Origin of the sequence: Azospirillum sp. 11R-A (assembly GCF_049472615.1) — a bacterium.
Taxonomy (GTDB): domain Bacteria; phylum Pseudomonadota; class Alphaproteobacteria; order Azospirillales; family Azospirillaceae; genus Azospirillum; species Azospirillum palustre.
The window spans coordinates 78342-103428 of record NZ_JBCEBL010000003.1; the positions used below are offsets into that span (position 1 = coordinate 78342).

Sequence of the window (25087 nt, forward strand, 5' to 3'; positions counted from 1 at the left end):
CAGAGGGAGTCATCCATCCCCAGCGCAGGATTCGCAAAAAAAGCCGCTGGGACGCAACGGCCACAATCCGGAGACGAAGAAAATCCGCCCGCCGGACCGGGCCGACAATGATGCCGGGCCGGTTCGACGGGAGGGTTGAGGACGACGAACGCGGGTGCGGATGCGGGTACGGTCAGGCGGCACGGACGGTGGCGATGAAGTTGCCGACCTCCGCCTTCAGCCGATCCGCCTCCTTCGCCAGCCCGTTGGCGGTGCTCAGAACCTGATCGGCGGCGGCACGGGTTTCGGTGGCGGCCCTGGTCACGCCGACGATGTTGGTGGACACCTGCTCGCTGCCGCGTGCCGCCTGGGCGACATTGTTGGAAATCTCGGCGGTCGCCGCATTCTGCTCTTCGATGGCGGCGGCGATGGCCGAAGAGATTTCGCTCATCCGGCCGATGATCCCGGCGATGCCGGCCACCGCTTCCCGCGCACCGGTGGTGGCGCCCTGGATCTGCTTCACCTTCGTCTGGATTTCGTCGGTGGCCTTCGCCGTCTGGCTGGCCAGAGCCTTCACCTCGCTGGCGACCACGGCAAAGCCCTTGCCGGCCTCCCCTGCCCGCGCCGCCTCGATGGTGGCGTTCAGTGCCAGCAGGTTGGTCTGTCCGGCGATGGAGTTGATGAGATCGACCACGGCACCGATCTGGTTGGCGGTTTCGACCAGAAGCTGCATGCTGGCGTTGGTGCGGTCGGCTTCCTGCACTGCGGTTGCCGAAATGGCGCTCTGGTTCGACACTTGGCGCCCGATCTCCAGGATCGAGGCGGCCAGTTCCTCGGTCGCCGCGGCGACCGTCTGCACGTTGGCGCTGGACTGCTCCGATGCCGCCGCGACGGCGGTCGCCTGCGCGGTCGACTGGGTCGCGGTCGAGGACAGGGTTCCGGCAGCCCCTTGCATCTGGGTGGCGGACGAAGACACATTCTGGACGATGGCGCTGACGCTGCCTTCGAACCGGTCGGCAAGCTGGCGCATCTCCGCCTTGCGTTCCGCGTCCGCGCGCGCCTTTTGGGCCTCCTGCTCGGCGGTCAGCCGCCGCACTTCGAGCGCGCCGCTCTTGAAGACGTCCAGGGTGCGGGCCAGCGTGCCGACCTCGTCGCGGCGTTCCGTCCCATCGATGGCGAAATCCAGTTCGCCCTGCGACACGCGGGTCATCGACGCGACGATGCGCGTCATCGGACGGGCGATCATCAGCACCACGATGGCCAAGGACAGCCCCAGCCCCAGCAGGATGCCGGCGACGGAAAGCACCAGGACGACGGTCCGGGTCTGCTCTGCGGCGGCACTGGCTTCCTGCATGGCCTTCTCGACACCCTTGCGGTTCGCTTCGACCCGCTCGTCGATCAGTTCGGATGCCGCGCGACGCGCCTTAGCACCTTCGCCGGAACTGAGGGCGAACGCCTCGTCATCCTTGCCCTGAAGGGTCAGGTCGATGACCTTGAGGGCATTCTGCCGATAGACGTCGACCACCGACTTGATCTTCACGCCGGTTTGGCGGCGGATGTCGCTGTCGGCGGTGAGGGCGAGGTCGGCGATGGCCTTGTCGGCCAGCGCCATCGCTTCGTTGAACATGACGGAGAAGCGCCGCATTTCATCGACGTTCTTTTCGATGATGGCGTTCTTTTCAGCCACGGTCGCCGCATTGAGATGACGGCCGACGTCGAGAATGGTCGCGCGCCGCGCCGCTTCGACGGTCAGCGCATATTCCGAGACCCGCTGGACCAAATCCATCCGCTGGAGCGCCGTCACCGCAATCGCCGTCATGAAGATCAGCAGCAGAGTCACCGGCGCGAGGATCTTGACGATCATCTTCTGGTTGCTGAACCACCCCAACATCCACCACCCCCAAAGGCCATAATTCCGGACATAAACAAGTTAAATGCTCCGGATTAACGGTAGGCCTTTGATCGCACCAATCAATAGGGGTTAGCCCAGATAATAGTTACAATAATGAAATTTTTATTATTAAGAGTTAACTTATCAATTTTGAGGCGGCCCTTACCCAACCCTCATCTCGCTTACAATAAGATTTCCTGCATCAATTTATTGAATGGCCGTGTTTATATTTTCCTTGATGGGGAATTCTTTCATTTTCTCCGGCAAGAAAGATATCGCCGCGTTATCCAGCCCTGGACAGCCCGGACAAGGCGGCGGAACCCGGCCGAGAGAACCGATCCGGTGTCGCAATCAGGTCAAATGCTGGCGCTGAAGGTAGTCCTCGCTCTGCATCTCCATCAGGCGGCTGACCGTGCGCTCGAATTCGAAGGCGTGGGTGCCTTCCGGGTAGAGGCGCTCGGGCGGTCCCTCCGCGGCGATGACGACGTTGACCTTGTGCTCGTACAGCGCGTCGATCAGCGTCATGAAGCGCTTGGCCTCGTTGCGCAGCTCGTCCTTCATCGTGGGCACATGGTCGATCAGCACCGTGTGGAAATGGGTGGCGATCGCCAGATAGTCGGCCGCCCCCAGCGGCTTGCCGCACAGGTCCCAGAAATCGACCCAAGCCACGCATTTGGCGGCACGCGCGACGTCCACCCGCCGTCCCTGAACCGTGAGGCTGCAAGGCTCGCCCGCCGCACCGCCGGTCAGGTCGGAGAAGGCTTTCGCAAGGGCGGCGTCCGAGGCCGGCCCCAGCGGGTGATGGTAGATCGGCACGCCCTTCAGCCGGTCCAGCCGGTAGTCGGTCGGGCCGTCCAGCGACAGGATGTCGAGCTTATCCTTCAGCAGGGCGATGAAGGGCAGGAACAGCTCGCGCTGGAGACCGTCCTTGTACAGCATGTCCGGCGGCCAGTTGGAGGTCGCCACCACCACCACGCCCAGGTCGAACAGGTTGGTGAACAACCGGCCCAGGATCATCGCGTCGACGATGTTGGTGACGTGGAACTCGTCGAAACAGAGCAGCCACGCCTCGTCTGCCAGCGCGCGGGCCAGTTCGGGCAGCGCCTCGTCCGGGCCGTCGCCCTTGCCTTTGCCGGATTGACGGTGATCGTGGATGCGCTGGTGAATCTCCAGCATGAATTCGTGGAAATGGACGCGCCGCTTCTTGTCGACCGGGGCGGTCTCGTAGAACAGGTCCATCAGCATCGACTTGCCGCGGCCGACGCTGCCGTAGATGTACAGCCCCTGCGGTGCGGTGGAGGCGATGTCCGGCGGCGGCGGCGCGGCGCGGCGGCGGCCCAGACCGAAGCGCTCCAGCCAGCCCCCCCCTGCCGGCTTGTCGTCGCCGACGGGCTGCGGCCGATAGCCCTTCAACGCCTGATACAGGCTTTGGAACTTCTCCGCCGCCAGTTCCTGGTCGGGATCGGGGCGAAGAGTGCCGCTGCCGCGGCGGGCGCGGTAGAGCGAAAGCGGTCCGTCGGTCATGGGGATATGCGCGATCCGGCTGCCAAGATGGCTCCTTACCTAACGGATGGCGCCGGTTACGGCAACCGCCGACGGGAGGGCGAGCGGGGCATGGCAGAGCGGCGTCCACGCTCAAAGCATGGGGCATGAACGGCGCGGCATCTGCGCGCAGTGGAAAGCCCCGCATTTCCGTCCGGTTACACTTTCTTTAAGGTGCCGGCGCGATTAGAGTGTGATCGTTTCGAGCGGCATCGCTTGAAGCGTGAATCACACGGAAAATCAAAAGCTTAGAGTCTGTCTGGTGCTTCAATGGACACCAGCCGGACTCTAAACGGGGCAGGCCGCCCGACCGCAACCGCCACAGGAAATCACGACGCCGATGCCTGTTCCCGGGCCCGCCTCCCCGCCGCTTCCCCGCTCCACCGCCGGTCTGGCGGGAGCGTTGCGTGGCCGGCTGGGATCGGTGCGCTTCCTGATGACCGCGTCCGGCCTCGCCTTCATCCTGGTGGTGAACACGCTGATCGGCTACGGCATCCTCCAGGGCCGGCGCGAGGCGCTGGACGCCGGAGAGCGGGCGACCCGCGATCTTGCCCGCATGCTGGAATCGCAGACACTGCGGACGGCCTTCGCGGTGGACCAGCTGCTGCGCGACCTGTCCTTTGCGCTCGACACGCTTCCCGACGGTCCCCGCCGCGGCAGCACGGCGATCCACAACCATTTGCGCCAGCGGCGCGATAATTTCGCCGAACTGGCCGATCTGGTGGTGGTCGACGGCGACGGCCTCGCCCTCCATCATTCGGCCGAACTACCGCTGCCGACGGTTCTGTTGTCCGACCGCGCCTATTTCACTGGGCCGCGTGACGGCGGCCAGGATCTGCATGTCAGCGCCGCCATCACCAGCCGGGTGCGGCCCGGCACGCAGATCATCCCGTTCAGCAGGCGCTGGCTGGATACCGACGGCGGCTTCCGCGGCGTGCTGGTCGCCATGGTCGATCCGACACGTCTGGCGGCGACGTTGGAATCGCGCGACATCGACCGCAAGGGCAGCGTAATCCTGGCGCTGGGGGATGGCACCATCCTGCTGGAGCGGCCGCAGGGGCATGGTGGAAATAACGGCGGACCGGGCCGGCTGACCGACTGGCCGGGGGTGTGGAATGCGCTTGCCACCCATGACGAGGCCACCATACGCGACGCGGCGCCCGGACCTGGGGGCAGCACCGACAGTCTGGTCAGCGTGCGGCGGGTGCAGGGCTATCCCTTCGTGATCGTCGCGACCCTGCCGGTGGCGGCGGCGCTGGCCGAATGGCGGCGCGACACGGCGGCCTGGACCTCCATCGGCACGGTGATGACCATCGCCATCGCCCTGCTGACCGCCTTCGTCATCCGCCAGCATGCCCGGCGGGACGAGGATCAGGCCCGGCTGGCCCGCGCCTCGCGCCGGATCCGCGGCATCCTCGATTCCATGCTGGATGCGGTGGTGACCTTCGACACCGCCGGGCGCATCGTCACCTTTAACCGCGCGGCGGAGATGATGTTCGGCGTGCCGGAGCGCGAGATGATCGGCCAGCCGATCGAGGCGCTGATCCCCGACGCGCGCGGCGGCGCCAACGACCGCGACCTGACCGCCCTGCGCCGTGACGGCCATGCCTTTCCGGTCGGCTTCACCGTCAGCGACCTGCGGCTGGGCGGCGGGACCGGCGCGGTGCGTCCAGACGAACCGCGCATCCATGTCGGCGTCATCCGCGACATGACGCGCCGCAAGCAGCAGGAGGCGGAGCTGATCGCCTCCAAGACCCAGGCGGACCTGGCTAACCGGGCGAAGAGCGAATTCCTGGCCAACATGAGCCACGAGCTGCGCACCCCGCTGAACGCCATCATCGGCTTCGCCGAGGTGCTGGACAGCGAATTCTTCGGCACCGTCAACGAGCGGCAGAAGTCCTGCATCACCGACATCCACGACAGCGGCCGGCACCTGCTGGACATCGTCAACGCCGTGCTGGACATGTCGAAGCTGGAAGCCGGCCAGTTCGAGCTGTGCGAGGAGGCGGTGGAGGTGCATGAGGCGGTCGGCCAATGCCTGATAATGGTGCGCGACCGCGCCGCCTCCGGCGGAGTCGCCATCCACAACGAGGTGACGGCCGCCATCGCCACCCTGTGGGTCGACCGCCGTGCCTTCAAGCAGGTGATCCTGAACCTGCTGTCCAACGCGGTGAAATTCACGCCCGGCGGCGGCAGCATCACCATAACGGCCGGGATGGAGCAGGATCGCGGCTTCGCGCTGGCGGTCGCCGACACCGGGATCGGCATCCCGCCCGACTTCATGGCCGACCTGTTCCAGCCCTTCCGTCAAGCGGAGAATGCCGCCAACCGCCGGTACGAGGGCACCGGGCTGGGCCTGTCGATCTCGAAGAATTTCGTCGACCTGCATGGCGGCACGCTGACCTGCCGCAGCACGCCGGACGCCGGCACCACGATGACGGTGCGGCTGCCGGCCGGACGGGTGATCGAACAGCCCAGCCGCATCGGCAGCCACGACCCGGTTCCGGCGGCCTGAGGCGTTTTCCCGCGGGCGGCCCGAGGCCGCTTCACCGCAAACGCGTTGCGGAGAAGCGCCGGGGCGGGTTGACGAAGTCGTCCTGCGCGGCGATCAGCTGAAGCTCGCGCGTGCCTATCCGCTGCGTCGTCTCGAAGATGGCGAAGATCGCCGCCGCCGCCTTTTCCAGCGCATCGGCCGGGTCGAAGGCGGTCAGGTAATGGGCAAGAAACAGGGCCGCCACCGCGTCGCCCGACCCGTTGGGCGGCGGGTCGAAGGTCAGCCGCGGCGTCGACACCAGCCAGGCGCCGTCGGCGCCGTCCACCAGCATCTCGATGCTGTCGGGATCGGCATCGCTGCGGGTCAGGCTGGTGACCAGGACCAGCCGCGGCCCGCGCGCCCGCAGCGCCGCAATGGCGGCCAGCGCATCGTCCAGCGTCGCCACCTTGCGGTCAGTCAGATATTCCAGCTCGAACTGGTTCGGCGTCATCAGGTCGGCGGCGGGAACTGCATGGTCGCGGATGAACTCCGGCAGGCCGGGACGCACGAAGAAACCGCGGCCGACATCGCCCATCACCGGATCGCAGCAGTAGATCGCCTTGGGATTGACGGCCTTCACCCGCGCCGCCGTCTCGACGATGACCTGCCCCAGCTCGACCGCGCCCATATAGCCGGACAGCACCGCATCCTGCGCCGGCAGCACACCGCGGGCGGCGATGCCGTCGACGATGTCGGCGATATGCTCGGCCGTGAAGACCTGCCCGGTCCAGGCGCCGTAGCCGGTGTGGTTGGAAAACTGGACGGTGTTCACCGCCGTGGCGTCGATCCCCAGCCGCTGCAGCGGAAACACCGCGGCGCGGTTGCCGACATAGCCATAGGCGACGTGCGATTGGATGGTGAGGACGCTTTTCATGGCCGCAAGCGTAAGCGACGCTCCGCCGGGCGTAAAGCCGCCGACTCCGCGGCGACGGGCGGGGAGCGCGGCATGGCTGCCATGCGCCAATCCCGGCGAACGCGGATGCTGCGGCCGTGTGGCACACGGGTGTCGCCCCATGGACAGGACTCATGGACAGGATCAGGGCGCGCGGCTAAAGCTGGCCCCTTCCATCATCCGCAGTTCCGGGACACCGCCATGGCCACCACAATCCGCCCCCGCCGCAGCGTGCTCTACATGCCGGGCTCGAACGCCCGCGCCCTGGAGAAGGGACGCAGCCTGCCGGCGGACGGGCTGATCCTGGATCTGGAGGATGCGGTCGCCCCGGATGCCAAGGCGGCGGCGCGCGACACCATCGCCGGCGCGCTGGCCGCCGGCGGCTATGGCGGGCGGGAACTGATCGTCCGGGTCAACGGGCTGAACACGCCCTGGGGCTATGACGATCTGCGCATGGCGGCGGCCAGCGGCGCCGATGCCGTGCTGCTGCCGAAGGTGGAGAGCGCCGACGCGGTGCGGCAGGCCGAGGCGGTGCTGCGTGCAGCCGGGGCGCCGGCCGGACAGACCATCTGGTGCATGATGGAAACGCCGCTCGGCATCCTGAACGCCAAGGAGATCGCCGGTGCCTCCCCCGCTGTCGGCGGGCTTGTGCTCGGCACCTCGGACCTCGCCAAGGACCTGCACGCCGCCCACACGGCGCAGCGGCTGCCGATGATCACCAGCCTGGGGCTGTGCCTGCTGGCGGCACGGGCCTATGGGCTGGCGGTGCTGGACGGCGTGCATCTGGACCTGAACGACGAAGACGGCTTCGCCGCCTCCTGCCGGCAGGGGCGCGAGCTGGGCTTCGACGGCAAGACGCTGATCCACCCCAAGACGATTGCCGCCTGCAACGCCGCCTTCGCTCCCGACGCCGATGAGATCGCCCAGGCCCACCGCATCATCGCCGCCCATGCGGAGGCGGCGGCCGCCGGCAAAGGTGTGGTGCTGGTCGACGGCAAGCTGGTGGAGAACCTGCATGTCGAGAACGCCCGCCGACTGGTGACGCTGGCCGAGGCGATCGACGCGCTCTGAGGTGGGCCAAACCGTCTGACGGACAGTTTCACCCTTCCTCCCCATCGCGGTACAGGTCGGGCCAGTCGAAGCGGATCATCGACCGCGGCCGGTCTTGCGGCGGGCCGATGCGGTTTCCGGCGACCAGCCTGACCCCCGATGCCCGCGCCGCCACCACCATGCTGGTGGTCGACAGCCCGGCGACGCAGATCATCAGGCCGGCGCGTTCCGCCGCGGTGACGATGCCGTTCATCTCCTCCATCAACCGGGCTTCGGCCGAGCGGTCTGCAGGCATCGCCATGGTGATCCCGCTCAGGCCGTTGCCGGAAAGTCCGGAAAGGCTCTGCGACTTGAACTCGATCCGCATGAAGGTCCAACGGCAATAGGGCCTGACCTCATGCAACAGTTCGTTGAGCCGCCCGGTCGGCACCCCAGGCGGGAAGCGCAGGAGCTCGAAGATGAGAAAGCGGCGCAGATAGTCGGGAATCGACTGGCAGATCTCCAGGAAGGGAAGCCGGGTGCGGCGGGCCGCCAGCGTCTCGAAGCAGACAGGCACCGACATCATCAGCCGCGACCTGTTGCGGAACAGCCCGTTCAGGATTTCCACGGATTCGACCAGCGCGTCCGCATCGAGCCGCAGGATTTCCATGGGATCCGTCAGGGAATTCAGCGCCGCCGTTCCTTCCAGGAAGGAACCGTCGGGAAAGATGCGTACCGGCGTGCCCATATAGGTCGAGATGACCAGTTTGCCGATGTCCCAGACCGGCCGGTAACGAATGCCGAACTGGCCGGCATCCTCGGGGGAGAGCTGCAACTGACGCAGGACAGGCCGAACCTTGCCGCCACCGTCGTCAGCGTGAATGCCTGGGCCGGACATCGCCGGAGAACCGTCGGCCGACCGAACGGCTGCAGAGTCCGGCCGCGCTTGCGCCAGCAGAACCTTGGCAAGAGCATGCTCGAACTGAATTTGCCCATCCGCCACACCAACGGCGGTCGAGATCCGCAGGTCGGCCGACCGGTCGTCACCGAGAAAAAGCTGCAACAGCTCCTGTGCGATCCTTGCGCAGACCAGATCGGCAGCGTGCCGGTCGAGCGTCGCGAATACCAGGATGAAATCGTCGCTTTCTGTTTTGAAGCGGATGTCGTTGCGGGTGAGACAACGGTCGATGATCGCATCCGCGGCAACCAGAACCCGCGGGCGCAGAGCAGGCCAGCCGGTTCCCAGGCGATCCCGCATCAAGCCGAGATTGAGCAGGTGAACCCGGCCAGTCGAGGCGACCGCCGGTTGCATCAGCAGCCGCCACAGCCGCTGTTCCAAGGCGCGCAGTTCCTCTCCGTTCTCCGGCGGCGATGCCGGTGGCGGTTTGCCGGCACCGCTGGGTAGGCCGGCAGCGTTCGGCGAAGAACCGGCTGCTCCGGTCTGGCTGAACCACCGGCGCAGCAGACGCCCCATGGAGGAGATCGTCCGCATCACGATACCGCAACTCCTCCCGCCACTCCCGGCGCGTCAGGGGGTGCGCGGCGCGGGACCACCGGATCCGCGGCCGCAGAAATCGACGATAAGATCGATGTGGCTGCGTTCAATCGGCTTCGCCAACACATGATCGGCGCCCATTTGCCGGGCGACCGCCAGCAGGTCCATTGCCTTGCTGCGTCCGCCATTGGAAATGGCGATGATCTTGACCGCAGGCGCCAACCGCCGCATGCGCATGATGGTCTGGAGACCATCGGCAAACGGCATCACCAGATCGCAGATCACCAGATCCGGCCGGTTTGCCCGGAACAGCCGCATGGCCTCCTGGCCATCCTCGGCTTCGACAACCTCCACCCCGGCTTTTTCAAGGAGGCGACGCAGCGTCAAACGCAGAGTGAGATCATCGTCAACCACAAGCACGGTTGGCATTTTCCCCTCCTGTCCACATGGAGCCGGCCCGGCATGGAATCCGTCGCATCCGCAATCAGGCTCCGGCATGCATTGCCACTTTCTTAATATAACCATCGATAATCCAAAAAATACTTTGGATTTTTAGATATCCCAAATAATTGCGGTGTAAGATATTGGAATTTCTTCACCAAACATACGCGTCATCCACGATAAAAAGCAATTCAATGCCACAGAGTTGCTTCTATAATTCAAAGTTATCTTTTTAAGACCAAGAAATAATTTCTCCCGTCTTTTCTTGGCGTCCGCATCATCTGTGCCCGCATTAATTCACTTCATATCACCTCAGGCGCGATAAATTCCTTGGACCACCCCCATAGGTGAAAATGAAATAGCTTAGCACAATTTTTCCGTAGATCGAAAAACAGGTTCCGGCAAACCGGCGCCTCACTCCACAGGCCATAAGGACAGTTTTTATAAGTCGAAGTGGGAACCACCCTCCGGCCGATTGGTTGTCGATTCAGCAAGGCACAGTCGGAGGTTGGTTATGGCCTCGAAAGAGAGCAATCGTACGTCGGGCCGCGGCTTCGCGTCGATGGACCCGGATCGGCAACGCCAGATCGCCAGCAAAGGCGGTGAAAGCGTACCCGCCGACAAACGCAGCTTTTCAAAGAATCCGGAACTCGCGGCAGAGGCGGGACGCAAGGGCGGGCGCAGCGTGCCCGCATCCTCGCGCAGCTTCTCCAAGAACCCGTCCCTGGCAGCCGAAGCCGGCCGCAAGGGCGGGCAGGCAAGCCATGGCGGCCGCACGGCCGACCGGCCGACCGGAGGCGATTGACCGGGGAGAGTGAAGAGTTGAGTATCGTGCAGACGAAAAAGCCCCCGTCCTTGCGGACGGGGGCTTTTTCTTTCAGCGCAATCGGCAGTGCTGCCGGGTGACCGGTCAGGAGGCCAGCTTGTCCAGCTCGCGCAGGATCGAGTCGCCCATCACGGTGGTGGAGCAGCGCGCCATGCCCGGAGCCATGATGTCGGACGTGCGCATGCCGCCGCCCAGCACGTTCTGGATGGCCCGCTCGATCAGCTTGGCGTCCTCGTCCAGGTTGAACGAGTAGCGCAGGCACATCGCGAAGGACAGCAGCGTGGCACACGGGTTGGCCAGATCGCGGCCGGCGATGTCCGGGGCGGACCCGTGCACCGGTTCGTAGAGCGCCTTGCGGTTGCCCTCGGCATCCGGAGCACCCAGCGAGGCCGACGGCAGCATGCCGAGCGAGCCGGTCATCATCGCCGCCTCGTCCGACAGGATGTCGCCGAACAGGTTGTCGGTGACGATCACGTCGAACTGCTTCGGGTTCTTCAGCAGCTGCATGGCGCCGTTGTCGGCGTACATGTGGCTCAGCTCGACGTCCTGGAACTCTTCCCCGTGCAGCCTGGTCACTTCCTGCCGCCACAGCAGGCCGGACTCCATGACGTTCGCCTTTTCCATCGAGCAGAGCTTGTTGCCGCGCTTGCGGGCCAGCTCGAACGCGACGCGGGCGACGCGGCGGATTTCCGAGGTGGTGTAGACCTGGGTGTTCACGCCGCGGCGCTCGCCGTCGCCGATGTCGGTGATGCCGCGCGGCTCACCGAAATAGACGCCGCCGGTCAGTTCGCGCACGATCAGGATGTCCAGCCCGCGGATGACGTCGGCCTTCAGGGTCGAGGCATCGACCAGCGCGTCGAACACCACCGCCGGGCGCAGGTTGGCGAACAGGCCCAGTTCCTTGCGCAGGGTCAGCAGGCCGGCTTCCGGACGCTTGGTGTAGTCGGTCGGGTTGTCCCACTTCGGGCCGCCGACGGCGCCCAGCATCACCGCGTCCACCGCCAGCGCCTCGGCCAGGGTGGCGTCGGACAGCGGAACGCCATGGGCGTCGATGGCCGCGCCGCCGACCAGCCCTTCGGACACGTCGAAGGTGATCTTGCGCTTGCGGTCCATCCAGTCGACGACCCGGCGAACCTGGCGCATCACCTCCGGGCCGATACCGTCGCCGGGGAGGAACAGAAGCTTCTTATTGGCGGCCATGGCGGGCGCACTCCCAAATGTCAGACGTCAAGAAGACAGAAGTTGAAGAGGATCGGGGGAGGATGGGGCGGTCAGCCCCACATCCACGGCTGGCCCGCGCGCTGCTTGCCCTCATACCCGTCGATATGGGACGCCTGCTGCAGGGTCAGGCCGATGTCGTCCAGGCCGTTCAGCAGGCAATGCTTGCGGAAGGGGTCCAGCTCGAAGGAGATGGTGCCGCCATCCGGGCCGGTGATGGTCTGCTTCTCAAGGTCGACCGTGATGACGGCGTTCGACCCGCGCGACGCGTCGTCGAGCAGCAGGTCGACCTGCTCCTTCGGCAACTTGATCGGCAGGATGCCGTTCTTGAAACAGTTGTTGTAGAAGATGTCGGCGAAGCTGGGGGCGATGATGCAGCGGATGCCGAAATCGGCCAACGCCCACGGCGCATGCTCGCGCGACGAGCCGCAGCCGAAATTGTCGCCCGCCACCATGATGCTGGACTTGCGGTAGGCCGGCTTGTTCAGGACGAAGTCCGGGATCTCCTGCCCGTCCGGGGTGTAACGCATCTCGTCGAACAGATGCTTGCCAAGCCCCGTCCGCTTGATGGTCTTCAGGAACTGCTTCGGGATGATCATGTCGGTATCGACGTTGATCATCGGCAGCGGCGCCGCAACGCCGGTGAGAACCGTGAACTTTTCCATCGCCAGAAATCCTGTCGCGCAAGAAAGCGCAAGCGTGCGCATGCAGAGCGTGGTGAATAGCAGACCGAACAAGCCATTGCCAGAGGAAGCTTGCCCTTTTCCCGGCACGCAATGAGCGAACAGGCATGCGCGAATGCACCGGCGCGCATTATTGTTGCGCATTGGGTTGCGGATCGTCGCAGTCAGGCCCGATTGCGAGTGCCGGAACGCAGCACCGGAACCGGCGTCCGGATCGCGGGGGAATCGCGGGGCGGGAATAGCGCCGAGGTTCCTGCTGTTCATCGGGCGGCGGACGGGCGACCACCCCTTGCGGCGGACGCCCCGCCCGCCTACCAAGTCGCCCAGCAAGCCGACATGCCCACGCGAACGGCCCACCCGAACCAAAGAAGGCCCGCCCGATCCGATGCCGACACATGACGACGACCGCAGCGCCCGCCTGATCGGCATCGCCTTCCTGCTGCTGGCGCCGCCGGCCTATGGGCTGCTGACGCTGGCCTTCGGGATGGATGCGAACTGGGACCTGCGGAATTACCACTGGTACAACGGCTACGCGATGCTGACCGGGCGGATCGGGCGCGATCTGCTGGCCGCCCAGATGCCGACCTTCTACAGCCCCTTCCTGGACGTGCCCTTCTATTGGCTGGCGACCCATCTGCCGGCGCGAGCGGCCGGATTCCTGTGGGGGACGCTTCAGGGCATCAACCTGTTGCTGCTGTATCTGCTGGTATCATTTTCCCTCCGGAACGTTCCGGCCCTGAAACGGACGCTGATCGCCATGGCGTTGGCCGTCGCAGGCGGGCTGGGTGGCGGAACGCTGGGTCTGATCGGCACCACCTTCCAGGACAATGTGGTCAGCCTGGGCGTGCTGGGCGCTGCGGCGGTCATTGCCGGCAGCCTTCCCGGCATCCTCGACGGCCGGCCGCTGCCCAGCTTCGCGCGGGTCGCGGCAGCCGGGCTGCTGGCCGGGGCGGCGATGGGGCTGAAGAACCCGACGGTGATCTATGCGGTCGGGCTGTGCCTGGGATTCCTGGCATTGCCAGCCCGGCCGTGGCGCCGGCTGTGGCTGGCCTTCTTCTTCGGCATCGGCGTGCTGGCCGGGCTGGGGCTGGGCGGCGGCATCTGGATGGCGCATCTGTGGCACGATTACGGGAACCCGGTCTTCCCGCACATGAACCACATCTTCAAGTCGCCCTTCGCCGCGCTGTCCGATTACGTCAATGTCAGCTTCTTCCCGCCCGGCCTGTGGCAGCGGCTGTTCTTCCCCTTCGTCTTCACCTTTTCCCCCCTGACGGTGGGCGAGGTGCCGTTCTTCGACCTGCGGGTGCTGGCTCTGTTCGTTCTGGTGCCGGTCGGAGTCGTCTGCGCGGCCGTCACGGGAATGTTGGGAAAGCGGAACGAGTGGCTGACCGCCGTGCCGGCGACGCGGTTCCTGCTGGCGGCGATGACCGTCACCTACGCGCTGTGGGTGGCGATGTTCTGCATCTACCGCTATCTGGTGCCGCTGGAGATGCTGGCGCCGCTGGCGCTGGTGATGGCGGTCGGGCTGCTGCCGCTGGCGCGCCGGCTGCGCATCGGGCTGGTGGTGGTGGTGCTGGCCGTGGTGCAGCTGACGGTGCAGCCGGCCGACTGGGGGCGGGTCGCCTGGCCAACGGGCGCCGATGATCGCTGGGTCGAGGCCGAGGTGCCGGCCATCGCGGATGCGGACGACACCATGGTGCTGATGGCCGGCTACTGGGCCATTTCGCACGTCATCCCGTCCTTCCCGGCGCGGGTCACCTTCGTGCGCATCCAGTCCAACTTCCTGCAACCGGATTCGGTCGGCAACGGCTATCTCGCCATCCTGAAGGACAAAGTGGCCTCCCACCGCGGCCCCTTCCTGATGCTGAGCACGATTCCCGACACGCCCGGAGCGGCGAAGGCCGCGGAGCTGCTCGGCCTGCGGCTCGACCCGCAGCGCTGCCGGCCGATCCCCAACAATCTGGGGGAGACCCTGAACCTATGCGCCGTTGACCGCGAGGGCGGCAAAAGGGAGACAGTGGAATAATCGCGGCGTTTGTGCTGTTTATCGCCGCAGACAGCCCGATCTGACGACAGCCCGATCTGTCCCGTCTCCAGCCAGAAGCCAGCGCCATGACCGTATCGACCCTCGGCCGCCCTGCCGACCACCCCGCCTTCACCCCGGATGCCGGCGCTTCCGGAACGCCTTCGGCGGCCGCGGCGGTCGGCCCGGCTCCCACCATTGCGGTGCTGATCCCCTGCTATAACGAGGAGGCGGCGATCGGCAAGGTGGTGCAGGACTTCCGCGCGGCCCTGCCCGACGCCATCGTCTATGTCTACGACAACAACTCGAAGGACAGGACGGTGGAGGTCGCGCGTGCCGCGGGCGCCGTGGTCCGGAGCGAGCCGTTGCAGGGCAAGGGCAACGTCATGCGCCGCATGTTCGCCGACATCGAGGCGGACGTGTATGTGCTGGTCGATGGCGACGACACCTATCACGCCGCCAGCGCGCCGGAACTGGTCAGTCGCCTGTGGGACGAGCAGCTGGACATGGTCAACGGCGCGCGGGTGACGGAGATCGTCGCCGCCTACCGCCCCGGCCACCGCTTCGGCAACCTCGTGCTGACCGGCATGGTCGCCAAGATCTTCGGCAGCCGCATCGGCGACATGCTGTCCGGCTACCGCGTCTTCTCCCGCCGCTTCGTGAAGTCCTTCCCGGCGCTGGCCAGCGGTTTCGAGACCGAAACGGAGCTGACCGTCCATGCGCTGGAGCTGCGCATGCCGATTGCCGAGGTGAAGACCCCCTACAAGGACCGTCCGCCGGGGTCGCACAGCAAGCTGAACACCATCCGCGACGGCATCCGCATCCTGCGCACCATCATCATCCTGGTGAAGGAGGAGCGGCCCCTGCCCTTCTTCTCCGCCGCCTTCGGGCTGCTGGCGCTGCTGTCGGTGATCCTGGGCGTGCCGGTGATCGCGACATATTTCCAGACCGGGCTGGTTCCACGCTTCCCCACCGCCCTGCTCGCCACCGGGCTGATGCTGCTGGCCTTCCTCAGCCTGACCTGCGGCCTGATCCTCGACACCGTCACCCATGGCCGCCGCGAGGCCAAGCGCATGAGCTACCTGTCGCTGCGCGCACCGGGCCACCACCGGCCGCTGGCGGCGGAGCGCGGGGCCGGCACCTGCGAGGACGGGCGCCGGTGATGGCATCGGTCGCGAGATTGCTGGACAGCCGGCTCGGCCGGCTGGGGGTGCAGTTCGCCAAGTTCGGCGCGGTCGGCATCGTCGGGCTGGTGGTGGACACGGTCGTGCTCTACGCCGGCCTGGCGCTGGGCCTCCAGTTCTTCGCCGCCCGCATCCCGTCCTTCTTCGCGGCGGCGACGGCGACCTGGGCGCTGAACCGCGCCTTCACCTTCCGTGGTGCTGTGAACGAACCGCTGCACCGCCAGTGGGCCAAGTTCATCGCCGCCAACGCCATCGGCGGCGTGGTGAATTACGGCGTGTCGGTCGGGCTGGAATCGAGCGTGCAGATGGTCGCCGATCACCCGTTCCTGGCGGTGGCCGCCGGCTCCATCGCCGGCATGTTCTTCAACTTCGCGGCGTCGAAGCATCTGGTGTTCAAGGGGGCGTAGCAAAGGGCCGCGCCCTGTGGCGGCGCCCGCGAATCTGCCTTGCGCGGCGCCTTATGGACTTATCCCCGCGGCTCGCCATATAACGGCGGCCATGACCCGCGAATTCCTGAAGATGCACGGCCTCGGCAACGACTTCGTCGTGATCGACGCCCGTTCCGAATCCTACCGCCCCTCGGGCGCGGAGGTGCGCGCCATCGCCGACCGCCGGATGGGCGTCGGGTGCGACCAGTTCATCGTGCTGGAGAAGACCGACGCGCCGGGCGCCGACGCCTTCATGCGCATCCGCAACGCCGACGGCAGCGAAGCCGCCGCCTGCGGCAACGCGTCGCGCTGCGTCGGCTGGCTGCTGATGGAGGAAAGCGGGCGCGACCGTGCCAGCTTCCAGACCGCCGCGGGTCTGCTGCATGCAAGCCGCGCCGACAATGGCCGCATCACCGTCGACATGGGCGCGCCCCGCCTCGATTGGGCGGCGATTCCGCTGGCCGCGCCCAGCGACACGCTGCGGGTCGAGACGGTCGAGCATGGCGGTTTCGCCGCCCCGGTCGCGGTGAACATGGGCAATCCGCACGCCGTCTTCTTCGTCGACGATGCCGAAGCGGTGCCGCTGGACGAAGTCGGTCCGGTTTTCGAGAACCACCCGGCCTTCCCCGAGCGGGCCAACATCGAATTCGCCCAGGTGCTGTCGCCCACCGCCATCCGCATGCGGGTGTGGGAGCGGGGCGCCGGCATCACCCAGGCCTGCGGGTCGGGCTCCTGCGCCACGCTGGTCGCCGCGGTGCGGCGCGGCCTGATCGACCGCAAGGCCGACATCATCCTGGACGGCGGCACCCTGACCATCGAATGGACCGAGGATGACCGCGTCCTGATGACCGGCCCGGTGGCGCTCGCCTTCAGCGGCCGCCTGTCGGCCGAACTGGTTTCCGGCGGACAGGTCGATGCCTGAAATCTGCCGATTTTTCGGCATCATCATAGCCATGTATTACAACGATCACGCGCCTCCGCATTTCCATGTGCGGTATGGCAACCAGAAAGCCGCGATCGACATCACAACGCTTGGGATCATGGAAGGCGAACTTTCCCCGAGAGCCTTGGGGCTTGTCATGGAGTGGGCTGCCCTACATAGGGAAGAGTTGAAGAACGACTGGGAACTGGCACGCCTGCATGCGCCTCTGACTCAGATTGCTCCGCTGGAATGAACCGATGCTGAAGGATATTGTCGCCGCCAAGCCGCTCGACGGCTACCGCCTGCACCTCCGATTCGAGGATGGTGTGGAGGGTAGCGTCGACGTGTCCGCCCTGGTTCCTTTCACCGGAGTGTTTGCCGTGCTGCGCGAACCCGAGACCTTCGCTGCGGTTCGCGTCGACCCGGAGCTTGGGACTGTGGTCTGGCCAAACGGGGCCGATCTCGATCCTGCCGTTCTATATTCGTCGGTTACCGGTGCGCCGCTGCCCGGTGTAGGAGGGGCTCAGCATGCCCGATGATGTCGTCCTGAAGACCGACGGCCCCGAGATCGTCACCTTCGGCTGCCGCCTGAACACCTACGAGTCCGAGGTGATGCGCAACCATGTGCGCAGCGCCGGGCTGGACGACGTCGTGATCGTCAACACCTGCGCCGTGACGTCGGAAGCCGAACGGCAGGCACGCCAGACCATCCGCAAGCTGCGCCGCGAGCGGCCGGACGCCCGCATCGTCGTCACCGGCTGCGCGGCGCAGATCGACCCGCAGCGCTTCGCGGCGATGCCGGAGGTCGATCAGGTCTTGGGCAACCAGGAAAAGCTCCAGCCGGAAAGCTGGGGCCTGCCGCCGGCCGAGAAGGTGCTGGTCAACGACATCATGTCGGTCAAGGAGACCGCCGGTCACCTGATCGGCGGGTTCGAGGACCGCGCCCGCGCCTTCGTGCAGGTCCAGCAGGGCTGCGACCACCGCTGCACCTTCTGCATCATCCCCTATGGCCGCGGTCCGTCGCGCTCGGTTCCCATCGGCGGCATCGTCGAGCAGGTCCAGGCTCTGGTGAAGGCCGGCTACAACGAGGTGGTGCTGTCCGGCGTCGACATCACCAGCTACGGCCCCGACCTGCCGGGCTCGCCGTCGCTGGGGCAGATGGTGCGCCGGCTGCTGGCGCTGGTGCCGGAACTGCCGCGGCTGCGCCTGTCCTCCATCGACTGCATCGAGATGGACGACGATCTCTGGCGCCTGATCGAGACCGAGCCGCGCCTGATGCCGCACCTGCACCTGTCGCTCCAGGCCGGTGACGACATGGTGCTGAAGCGGATGAAGCGCCGCCATGGCCGCGCCGATTCAATCGCCTTCTGCGAGCGGGTCCGTTCGGTCCGCCCCGACGTTGTGTTCGGCGCCGACTTCATCGCCGGTTTCCCGACGGAGACCGAGGAGATGTTCGAGAACACCATGCGGCTGGTGGAGGAGTGCGGCCTGACCTGGCTGCATGTCTTCCCCTACAGCCCGCGCCCCGGCACGCCGGCCGCCCGCATGCCGCAGGTCGACGGCGCCGTCCGCAAGGAGCGCGCCGCCCGGCTGCGCGCCGTCGGCGAAGCGGCGGAGGCCCGCACCCTGGCAGGCTTGGTCGGCCGCACCGCCACGGTGCTGGTGGAGAAGGACGATCTGGGCCGCACCGAGCATTTCGCCGCGATCCGCCTGGGCCGGATCTTCCCGCCCGGCTCGCTGGTGCCCGCCGCCATCACCGGCATCAAGGACGGCGTGCTGACCGGCACCCCGCTCTGACCCCTCTTATAGTGGACACTCCATGATTTTCCGCTGGTTCGGCCGCAAGAAGCCCGAAGAGACCGCGCCCAAGGACGAGGCGGCAAAGGACGAATCGGTCACCCTGGAGTCTTCCACCCCCGCGCCGGAACCGGAGCCGGAAAAAGCGCCGGAGCCGCCTGCTGCCGCACCTGCGCCCAAGCCGGAGACCGAACCGGTGCCGGAACTGGCGCCTGCCCCGCCGGCTGCCGAGCCGCCGTACGCATCGCCCGCCCCCGCCGTACAGGCTCCGGTCGCGCCGGTCACGGCTGCTGCGCCGGTCGAGCCGCCGCCCGCTCCCGTTCAGGTCCCTGCCCCGGTCACCGCTGCCCCGGCACCGGAGCCGGACCCCATTCCGGAACTGCCGCCGGCTCCTACCCCGACTGCGGTCGTGGCCGCCGAGGAAGCGCCGCCGACCAGGAAGGGCTGGTTCGCCAAGCTGAAGGAAGGGCTGTCCAAGTCCTCGTCCAAGCTGACCGACGGCATCACCAGCATCTTCACCAAGCGCAAGCTGGACGACGAGGCGCTGGAGGAGTTGGAGGAGTTGCTGATCACCGCCGACCTCGGCCCGGCCACCGCGGCGAAGGTGACGGCGGAGCTGGCGCGCACCCGCTTCGGCAAGGAGGTCTCGCCGGAGGAGGTCAAGACCACGCTCGCGGCCGAGGTGTCGAGGATCGTCACCCCCGTCGCCAAGCCGCTGGTGCTGGACCCGGCGCTGAAGCCGCATGTCATCCTGGTCGTCGGCGTCAACGGCACCGGCAAGACCACGACCATCGGCAAGCTGGCCCGGCAGTTCAAGGCGGAAGGCAAGAGCGTGATGCTGGCCGCCGGCGACACCTTCCGCGCCGCCGCGGTCAGCCAGCTGAAGATCTGGGGCGAGCGCACCGGCTGCCCGGTCGTCGCCCGCGACACCGGAGCGGATGCCGCCGGCCTTGCCTATGACGCGATGGAGCGGGCGAAGGCCGAGGGCGTCGACGTGCTGCTGGTCGACACCGCCGGCCGGCTGCAGAACAAGACCGGCCTGATGGAAGAGCTGCGCAAGATCGTCCGCGTCATCAAGAAGCTGGACGAGACGGCGCCACACACCACCCTGCTGACGCTGGACGCCACCACCGGCCAGAACGCGCACAGCCAAGTCGAGATCTTCCGCGACATGGTCAACGTCAACGGCCTGATCCTGACCAAGCTGGACGGCTCCGCCCGCGGCGGCGTGCTGGTTTCGCTGGCCGAGAAGTTCAAGATTCCGGTCCATGCCATCGGCGTCGGCGAGGGCGTCTACGACCTGCGGCCGTTCGATGCCGATGCCTTCGCCAAGTCGCTGATGGGCTTGAGCGCCGACTGACCGACGGGGGCCTCTCCGACGGGGCCTGAATGGCGCTGCATCGGCCTGAATGGGTAAGCACCGGGGGTTGGCCGAAATTCGGCCTTCCCAGCCGGTCGTTCGTACCCCATCTTTGTCGACATGACTGATAAAGCCCCGTTCCAGCCCGGTTCGGCCGGGCGCTTCACCGATGCCAAAGCAGCACTGGCCTGCGTGCGCGACATTTACGAGCGCAACACCGCCTACCTGCGCGACCGCTTCGCCGCCTATACACAGGGCGATGAGGAAGGCGGGCGGAACCGGGCCTACTACCCCTATGTGCGACTGACCGCCGTGTCGGGGGCCGCGGTCGATACCCGGCTGTCCTACGGCTTCGTCGAGGGGGTCGGCGTCCATTCCACCACGGTGACGCGGCCCGACCTGTTCGAGCGCTATCTGCTGGAACAGTTCACGCTTCTGCTGCGCAACCACAGCGTCCCGCTGGAGGTCGGCGTCAGCGAGGAGGCGATCCCGATCCACTTCGCCTTTCCCAACGGCATGTATGTGGAAGGCGACCTGCCGCCCGACCGGCTGACCAAGCTGCCCGACCTGTTCGACCTGCCCGATCTGGCCCGGATGGACGACACCATCGTCAACGGCACCTTCGACGGCGGGCCGGACGCGGTGAAGCCGCTGGCTCTGTTCACCGCTCCCCGGGTGGATTTCTCGCTGCACCGGCTGCGCCACTACACGGCGACCGCGCCGGAGCATTTCCAGAACTTCGTCCTGTTCACCAACTACCAGTTCTATGTGGACGAGTTCATCCGGCTGTCGCGCGAGATCATGGAGCCGACCGGCGACGCCGATCTGGCTGCCTACCGCGCGCAGTATGACAGCTTCGTCGAGCCGGGCGACATAGTCACCACCAACCAAAATCTGGGCGGCACGGTGGATGCCCCGGCGGCCAGGCTGATGCGGATGCCGCAGATGCCGGCCTACCACCTGAAACGGCCGGACGGCAACGGCATCACGCTGGTGAACATCGGCGTCGGTCCGTCGAACGCCAAGACGATCACCGACCACATCGCGGTGCTGCGCCCGCATGCCTGGCTGATGCTGGGCCACTGCGCCGGGCTGCGCCACACCCAGCGGCTGGGCGATTACGTGCTGGCGCACGGCTATGTCCGCGAGGACCATGTGCTGGACGCCGACCTGCCGCTGTGGGTGCCGGTTCCGGCCCTGGCGGAAGTTCAGCGGGCGCTGGAGACGGCGGTGGAGCGGGTGACCGGGCTGTCGGGGTTCGACCTGAAGAGCATCATGCGCACCGGCACGGTGGCGACCATCGATAACCGGAACTGGGAACTGCGCGACCACCGCGAGCCGCTGATGCGGTTCAGCCAGAGCCGCGCCATCGCGCTGGACATGGAAAGCGCGACGATCGCCGCCAACGGCTTCCGCTTCCGCGTGCCGTATGGGACGTTGCTGTGCGTGTCGGACAAGCCGATGCATGGGCAGTTGAAGCTGCCGGGCATGGCCGACCGCTTCTATCGGGAGCGGGTCGACCAGCATCTGAAGATCGGCGTGCTGGCGATGGAACTGCTGCGCGAGCACGGAATGGAAACGCTGCACTCCCGCAAGCTGCGCAGCCTGGCGGAAGTGGCGTTCCAGTAACGAATGGGGGCGGGTACGAGACCCGCCCCCCATCTCAGTCTTAGACTCAGGCCTCAGGCGGCGGCCAGCAGGCTCTCGATTTCCTTGGTCGCGGCGGCCAGCGCCTTGTCTTTGGCTTCCGGACCCATGCTGACGCCCTCGGCGCGGATGAAGGTCACGTCGGTGATGCCGAAGAAGCCGAACACCGAGCGCAGATAAGCCTCCTGATGGTCCAGACCGGCCAGCGCCGGGTTGGTGGAATAGACGCCGCCACGGCCCGAGGCCACGATCACGCGCTTGCCGCCGGCCAGACCCTCGGGACCCTTCTCGGTGTAGCGGAAGGTGCGGCCGGCCTGGGCAAGGCGGTCGATCCAGGCCTTCAGCTGGGTCGGGACGGAGAAGTTGTACATCGGCGCGCCGACCACGACGACGTCGGCGGCCAGGAACTCGTCGAGCAGGACATTGGTCAAGGCCAGCTCTTCGCGCTGACGCTCGCTCAGCCCATCGACAACACCGAGCTTGAGGACCGGCAGCAGTTCGCCGTCGAGATGGGCCGGCGGGTTGGCGGCGACGTCGCGGGTGACGACGGTGGCGGCCGGGTCGGCCTTCACCAGAGCCTCGACGATGGAGGCGGTCAGCTGGCGGGTGACGGAGAAGGTGCCGAGCGGGCTGGAGTCGACATGCAGGATCGTGGTCATGACGGAAGGAGCCTCTTGGTTGTTGCGGCCGTCTTCTCCGGCCGGGTTCTGACGCCCAAGATGCCCCTAACTTTTCCAGCGGTTAAGCCGGGTTCTGCGCGATAGATCGTCTCCGGAGAAGCAACAATCGACCGGCTCCAACCGGATCAGCGCGTCACCAGCGCCCCGCTGCGGAAGACCGCCATCTGGCCCGGCTGCATCACCGTCCAGGCCTCGTCCCTGGTCAGCGGCCGGGTGGCGATGACGGTGACGACGTCGTTGGGCGTCGTCTCCTGGGAGAAGTCGACGCTCATGTCGGCATCGAGCAGGGTCGCGGCACCGAAGGGAGCCTTGCGGGTCAGCCAGGCGAGGTTGGTGGCGCAGTGGCACCACAGATAGCGCCCGTCGCTGAGCAGCATGTTGAAGACGCCCAGCGTGCCCAGATCGGCTGCCAGATGGCGGATCAGCTTCATCAGCCCGGTGGTCGTCTTCGGCGGCTCCGGATACTGCATGCGGATCTGGTCGAGCAGCCAGCAGAAGGCATGCTCGCTGTCGGTGCTGCCGACCGGCTCGTAGAAGGTCAGGATGCGGTCCTTGATGCCCTTCAACTGACCGTTGTGGGCGAAGGTCCAAACCCGCCCCCACAGCTCGCGGGTGAAGGGGTGGGTGTTCTCCAGCGACACCCGGCCGCGGTTGGCGCGGCGGATGTGCGAGATCACCGTGCAGGACTTGATCGAATAGCGGCTGACCAGCCGGGCGATCTCCGACTCGGCACTGGGGGCCGGGTCGTGGAAGGTACGGCATCCCTTCCCCTCATAGAAGGCGATGCCCCAGCCGTCGCGGTGCGGCCCGGTCTGCCCGCCGCGGCGCATCAGGCCGGCGAAGCTGAAGCAGATGTCCGTGGGCACGTTGGCGCTCATGCCCAGGAGTTCGCACATGATGTCCTCGTCTGCCGCTTGTCGTCGCCCTAGGGAGCGACAAGCTACGACAGGCCGTGCGCAAGGTCACGCGTTGACGGCGGTAGGGCGACCGGATTGGAGAACCTCGTCGATGAACAAAGCCAAGCGATGTGTCGGCAAACGATAACATATTGGAAAAGCTAAATTTTCCAAATAATGCTTCAATGACTATCATCCTGCATATAGGTAAATAAACCTTGGTTCCGATCATCGGAAGCCGATGCCGCTTATGGAGAAGCAGGATGACGCAGACTTTCACCCTTATCGGCGACGCTTGGCAGAACGCCAACTGGCAGGTCGCCCAGCGCATGGCGGCTCCCTTCGCCCCCCATCCGCAAAGCCCCACGAACATGACGGTCACCATCGATCCCGGCGCCTTGCTGAAAAGCGGCGTGCTGGTGGAGACCGGCACCCAATCCACGCCCGCCTTCGTCCGTCCCGCCAGCGTCCGGGTGGACCGGATCGTGATTGATCGCGCCACCGGCCTGATCTCGGTGGTTTCCGGCGCCGACGGCAGCATGGCTCCGCCCGCCATTCCGGCCAACAGCTTCCCCTGCGCACGGATCTTCCTGACGTCGACCATGCCGGCGATCACGGCCGACGCGATCTTCGACGAGCGCGTGCTGGCGGATGCGGCCGCCACCGCCGCCACCCCGGTTGCCTGCCGAGCCGGCCGCACCACCGACCAGACCGGTATCGTCAACGGGTCGTTGCAGAAGGTGCTGTTCAACGACGCCCCGATCAATGTCGGCGGCGGCTTCGACACCACCAACAGCTGGTTCAAACCGACGGTCGCCGGCTATTACAGCCTCTTCCTCCAGTGCGCTTTCACCTTGTCCGCCGGCAATGTCCAACTCAACGCGGCGATCTACAAGAACGGTTCGGTGGTCAGCCGGGCCGAATATGGTCCCGGCGCCAACTCCATGCAGACAGTTGCCGTTTCCGATCTGATCTATCTGAACGGAACCAGCGATTATCTGGAATTCTATACCGCCCAGGCATCGGGCGGGACGCTCAGCCTGATGGGCGGCAGCACCTACACCTACATGACGGCCGCGAAGGTCGCCTGACGCGGAAGATTCCGACGCAGGCCGGCATGACGGGCCAGCCGCTGCCGCACGGTCACACCCAAGGCGCCGCAACCCGGCGCCTTGGAGCGGGGCGGGCTCAGTCGCCGCTGGTTTTCGGAGCGGGACAGGGCGGCATGTCCGGCCGCAGGCACCCTTCCATCTTCTGTGCCGGTGCGCCACCCAGCCCGATCCAGGCGTCGACCCGGTCGGTCTCGAACCCGCAGTCGCGGCGGTCGCCGACCTGCATCAGAGGGCGGCGGATCAGCAGCGGGCGTTCGACCATCGCGGTCAGCGCCGCGGCCTCGTCCAGTGTCTCGGGCACCACTTCGCCATTCTTCACCGCCGGGGCGGCGCGGTTGAACCAGTCGGCCACCGGACGGTCGCCAAAGAAGGGGCGGAGCGTCCCGGGCGTCCAGGGCTCGCTCAGCAGGTCGCGAGCGACGACGCGGTGGCCGGCCTGCTCCAGCAGGGCCTTCTGCCGGGCATTGCCGCCGCAGCCGGGCTTTTCGAAGAAGATCACGTCGGCCATG

The 25087-nt window shown here is 66.5% G+C and carries 23 protein-coding genes; 13 read left to right on the plus strand and 10 right to left on the minus strand.

The window, feature by feature from the left end; translation table 11 throughout:
• Window positions 1-172: 172 nt before the first annotated feature.
• Both VH569_RS06065 and zapE read right to left on the minus strand, forming a co-directional pair.
• Window positions 173-1870 carry a methyl-accepting chemotaxis protein gene (locus VH569_RS06065; RefSeq protein ID WP_423314574.1) on the minus strand — a complete coding sequence of 566 codons (1698 nt, stop codon included), beginning with the start codon at window positions 1868-1870 and terminating at the stop codon, window positions 173-175.
• 351 nt (window positions 1871-2221) lie between these two features.
• A complete protein-coding gene (gene zapE, locus VH569_RS06070; protein WP_423314575.1) occupies window positions 2222-3394 on the minus strand; it encodes a cell division protein ZapE in 1173 nt (390 codons plus the stop codon).
• A gap of 358 nt (window positions 3395-3752) precedes the next feature.
• Here zapE and VH569_RS06075 point away from each other — a divergent pair, with 358 nt between their 5' ends.
• Window positions 3753-5927: an ATP-binding protein gene (locus VH569_RS06075; RefSeq protein ID WP_423314576.1), complete on the plus strand. Its 2175-nt coding sequence runs from the start codon at window positions 3753-3755 to the stop codon at window positions 5925-5927.
• Between the two features lie 31 nt (window positions 5928-5958).
• Here the strand turns inward: VH569_RS06075 and pdxY are convergent, their stop codons facing one another.
• Window positions 5959-6819: a pyridoxal kinase PdxY gene (pdxY, locus tag VH569_RS06080; protein ID WP_423314577.1), complete on the minus strand. Its 861-nt coding sequence runs from the start codon at window positions 6817-6819 to the stop codon at window positions 5959-5961.
• Window positions 6820-7038: 219 nt separating this feature from the next.
• Here pdxY and VH569_RS06085 point away from each other — a divergent pair, with 219 nt between their 5' ends.
• Complete coding sequence (locus tag VH569_RS06085) at window positions 7039-7908, plus strand: HpcH/HpaI aldolase/citrate lyase family protein (protein ID WP_423314578.1); 870 nt, start codon at window positions 7039-7041, stop codon at window positions 7906-7908.
• A gap of 28 nt (window positions 7909-7936) precedes the next feature.
• Here VH569_RS06085 and VH569_RS06090 read toward each other — a convergent pair whose 3' ends face one another.
• Both VH569_RS06090 and VH569_RS06095 read right to left on the minus strand, forming a co-directional pair.
• The gene (locus tag VH569_RS06090; RefSeq protein ID WP_423314800.1) at window positions 7937-9358 is read right to left on the minus strand and encodes a hypothetical protein; all 1422 of its coding nucleotides are present in this window, start codon (window positions 9356-9358) and stop codon (window positions 7937-7939) included.
• A gap of 36 nt (window positions 9359-9394) precedes the next feature.
• Window positions 9395-9790, minus strand: coding sequence for a response regulator (locus tag VH569_RS06095; protein WP_423314579.1), 396 nt, complete (start codon window positions 9788-9790; stop codon window positions 9395-9397).
• A gap of 526 nt (window positions 9791-10316) precedes the next feature.
• On the opposite strand from VH569_RS06095, the gene VH569_RS06100 reads away from it, so the two are divergent.
• Window positions 10317-10607, plus strand: a complete 291-nt coding sequence (locus VH569_RS06100) for a general stress protein (protein WP_098740323.1) — start codon at window positions 10317-10319, stop codon at window positions 10605-10607.
• Window positions 10608-10712: 105 nt separating this feature from the next.
• On the opposite strand, the gene leuB is transcribed toward VH569_RS06100, so the two are convergent.
• Together leuB and leuD are read right to left on the minus strand one after the other, a co-directional pair.
• Window positions 10713-11828: a 3-isopropylmalate dehydrogenase gene (gene leuB / locus VH569_RS06105; RefSeq protein WP_423314580.1), complete on the minus strand. Its 1116-nt coding sequence runs from the start codon at window positions 11826-11828 to the stop codon at window positions 10713-10715.
• Window positions 11829-11899: 71 nt separating this feature from the next.
• Window positions 11900-12511 (minus strand): 3-isopropylmalate dehydratase small subunit, encoded by a 612-nt coding sequence (gene leuD, locus VH569_RS06110; protein WP_423314581.1) that lies wholly within the window; start codon window positions 12509-12511, stop codon window positions 11900-11902.
• 403 nt (window positions 12512-12914) lie between these two features.
• Between leuD and VH569_RS06115 the strand changes: the two genes are divergently transcribed.
• From VH569_RS06115 to VH569_RS06155, 9 genes are all read left to right on the plus strand, one after another.
• The gene (locus VH569_RS06115; RefSeq protein WP_423314582.1) at window positions 12915-14555 is read left to right on the plus strand and encodes a hypothetical protein; all 1641 of its coding nucleotides are present in this window, start codon (window positions 12915-12917) and stop codon (window positions 14553-14555) included.
• Window positions 14556-14641: 86 nt separating this feature from the next.
• Complete coding sequence (locus VH569_RS06120; RefSeq protein WP_423314583.1) at window positions 14642-15715, plus strand: glycosyltransferase family 2 protein; 1074 nt, start codon at window positions 14642-14644, stop codon at window positions 15713-15715.
• The gene (locus tag VH569_RS06125) at window positions 15715-16143 is read left to right on the plus strand and encodes a GtrA family protein (protein ID WP_423314801.1); all 429 of its coding nucleotides are present in this window, start codon (window positions 15715-15717) and stop codon (window positions 16141-16143) included. The genes VH569_RS06120 and VH569_RS06125 overlap by 1 nt, the downstream gene beginning before the upstream one ends.
• A gap of 91 nt (window positions 16144-16234) precedes the next feature.
• On the plus strand, window positions 16235-17086 hold the full coding sequence (dapF, locus tag VH569_RS06130; RefSeq protein ID WP_423314584.1) for a diaminopimelate epimerase: 852 nt from the start codon (window positions 16235-16237) through the stop codon (window positions 17084-17086).
• On the plus strand, window positions 17079-17339 hold the full coding sequence (locus VH569_RS06135) for a DUF4160 domain-containing protein (protein ID WP_174471694.1): 261 nt from the start codon (window positions 17079-17081) through the stop codon (window positions 17337-17339). The genes dapF and VH569_RS06135 overlap by 8 nt, the downstream gene beginning before the upstream one ends.
• A 4-nt stretch (window positions 17340-17343) precedes the next feature.
• Window positions 17344-17625 (plus strand): DUF2442 domain-containing protein, encoded by a 282-nt coding sequence (locus tag VH569_RS06140; RefSeq protein WP_423314585.1) that lies wholly within the window; start codon window positions 17344-17346, stop codon window positions 17623-17625.
• Window positions 17615-18883 (plus strand): tRNA (N(6)-L-threonylcarbamoyladenosine(37)-C(2))-methylthiotransferase MtaB, encoded by a 1269-nt coding sequence (mtaB, locus tag VH569_RS06145; RefSeq protein WP_423314586.1) that lies wholly within the window; start codon window positions 17615-17617, stop codon window positions 18881-18883. Before VH569_RS06140 ends, mtaB begins: the two co-directional genes overlap by 11 nt.
• A gap of 22 nt (window positions 18884-18905) precedes the next feature.
• Window positions 18906-20243: a signal recognition particle-docking protein FtsY gene (gene ftsY / locus VH569_RS06150; protein ID WP_423314587.1), complete on the plus strand. Its 1338-nt coding sequence runs from the start codon at window positions 18906-18908 to the stop codon at window positions 20241-20243.
• A 120-nt stretch (window positions 20244-20363) separates the two neighbouring features.
• A complete protein-coding gene (locus tag VH569_RS06155; protein ID WP_423314588.1) occupies window positions 20364-21872 on the plus strand; it encodes an AMP nucleosidase in 1509 nt (502 codons plus the stop codon).
• A gap of 53 nt (window positions 21873-21925) precedes the next feature.
• Here the strand turns inward: VH569_RS06155 and VH569_RS06160 are convergent, their stop codons facing one another.
• Complete coding sequence (locus VH569_RS06160) at window positions 21926-22549, minus strand: FMN-dependent NADH-azoreductase (RefSeq protein ID WP_109050556.1); 624 nt, start codon at window positions 22547-22549, stop codon at window positions 21926-21928.
• 146 nt (window positions 22550-22695) lie between these two features.
• Window positions 22696-23466 (minus strand): class II glutamine amidotransferase, encoded by a 771-nt coding sequence (locus tag VH569_RS06165; protein ID WP_423314589.1) that lies wholly within the window; start codon window positions 23464-23466, stop codon window positions 22696-22698.
• Window positions 23467-23729: 263 nt separating this feature from the next.
• Between VH569_RS06165 and VH569_RS06170 the strand changes: the two genes are divergently transcribed.
• Window positions 23730-24557: a hypothetical protein gene (locus tag VH569_RS06170; RefSeq protein WP_423314590.1), complete on the plus strand. Its 828-nt coding sequence runs from the start codon at window positions 23730-23732 to the stop codon at window positions 24555-24557.
• A gap of 97 nt (window positions 24558-24654) precedes the next feature.
• Here the strand turns inward: VH569_RS06170 and VH569_RS06175 are convergent, their stop codons facing one another.
• Window positions 24655-25086 (minus strand): ArsC/Spx/MgsR family protein, encoded by a 432-nt coding sequence (locus tag VH569_RS06175; protein ID WP_423314591.1) that lies wholly within the window; start codon window positions 25084-25086, stop codon window positions 24655-24657.
• Between the last annotated feature and the right edge of the window lies 1 nt (window position 25087).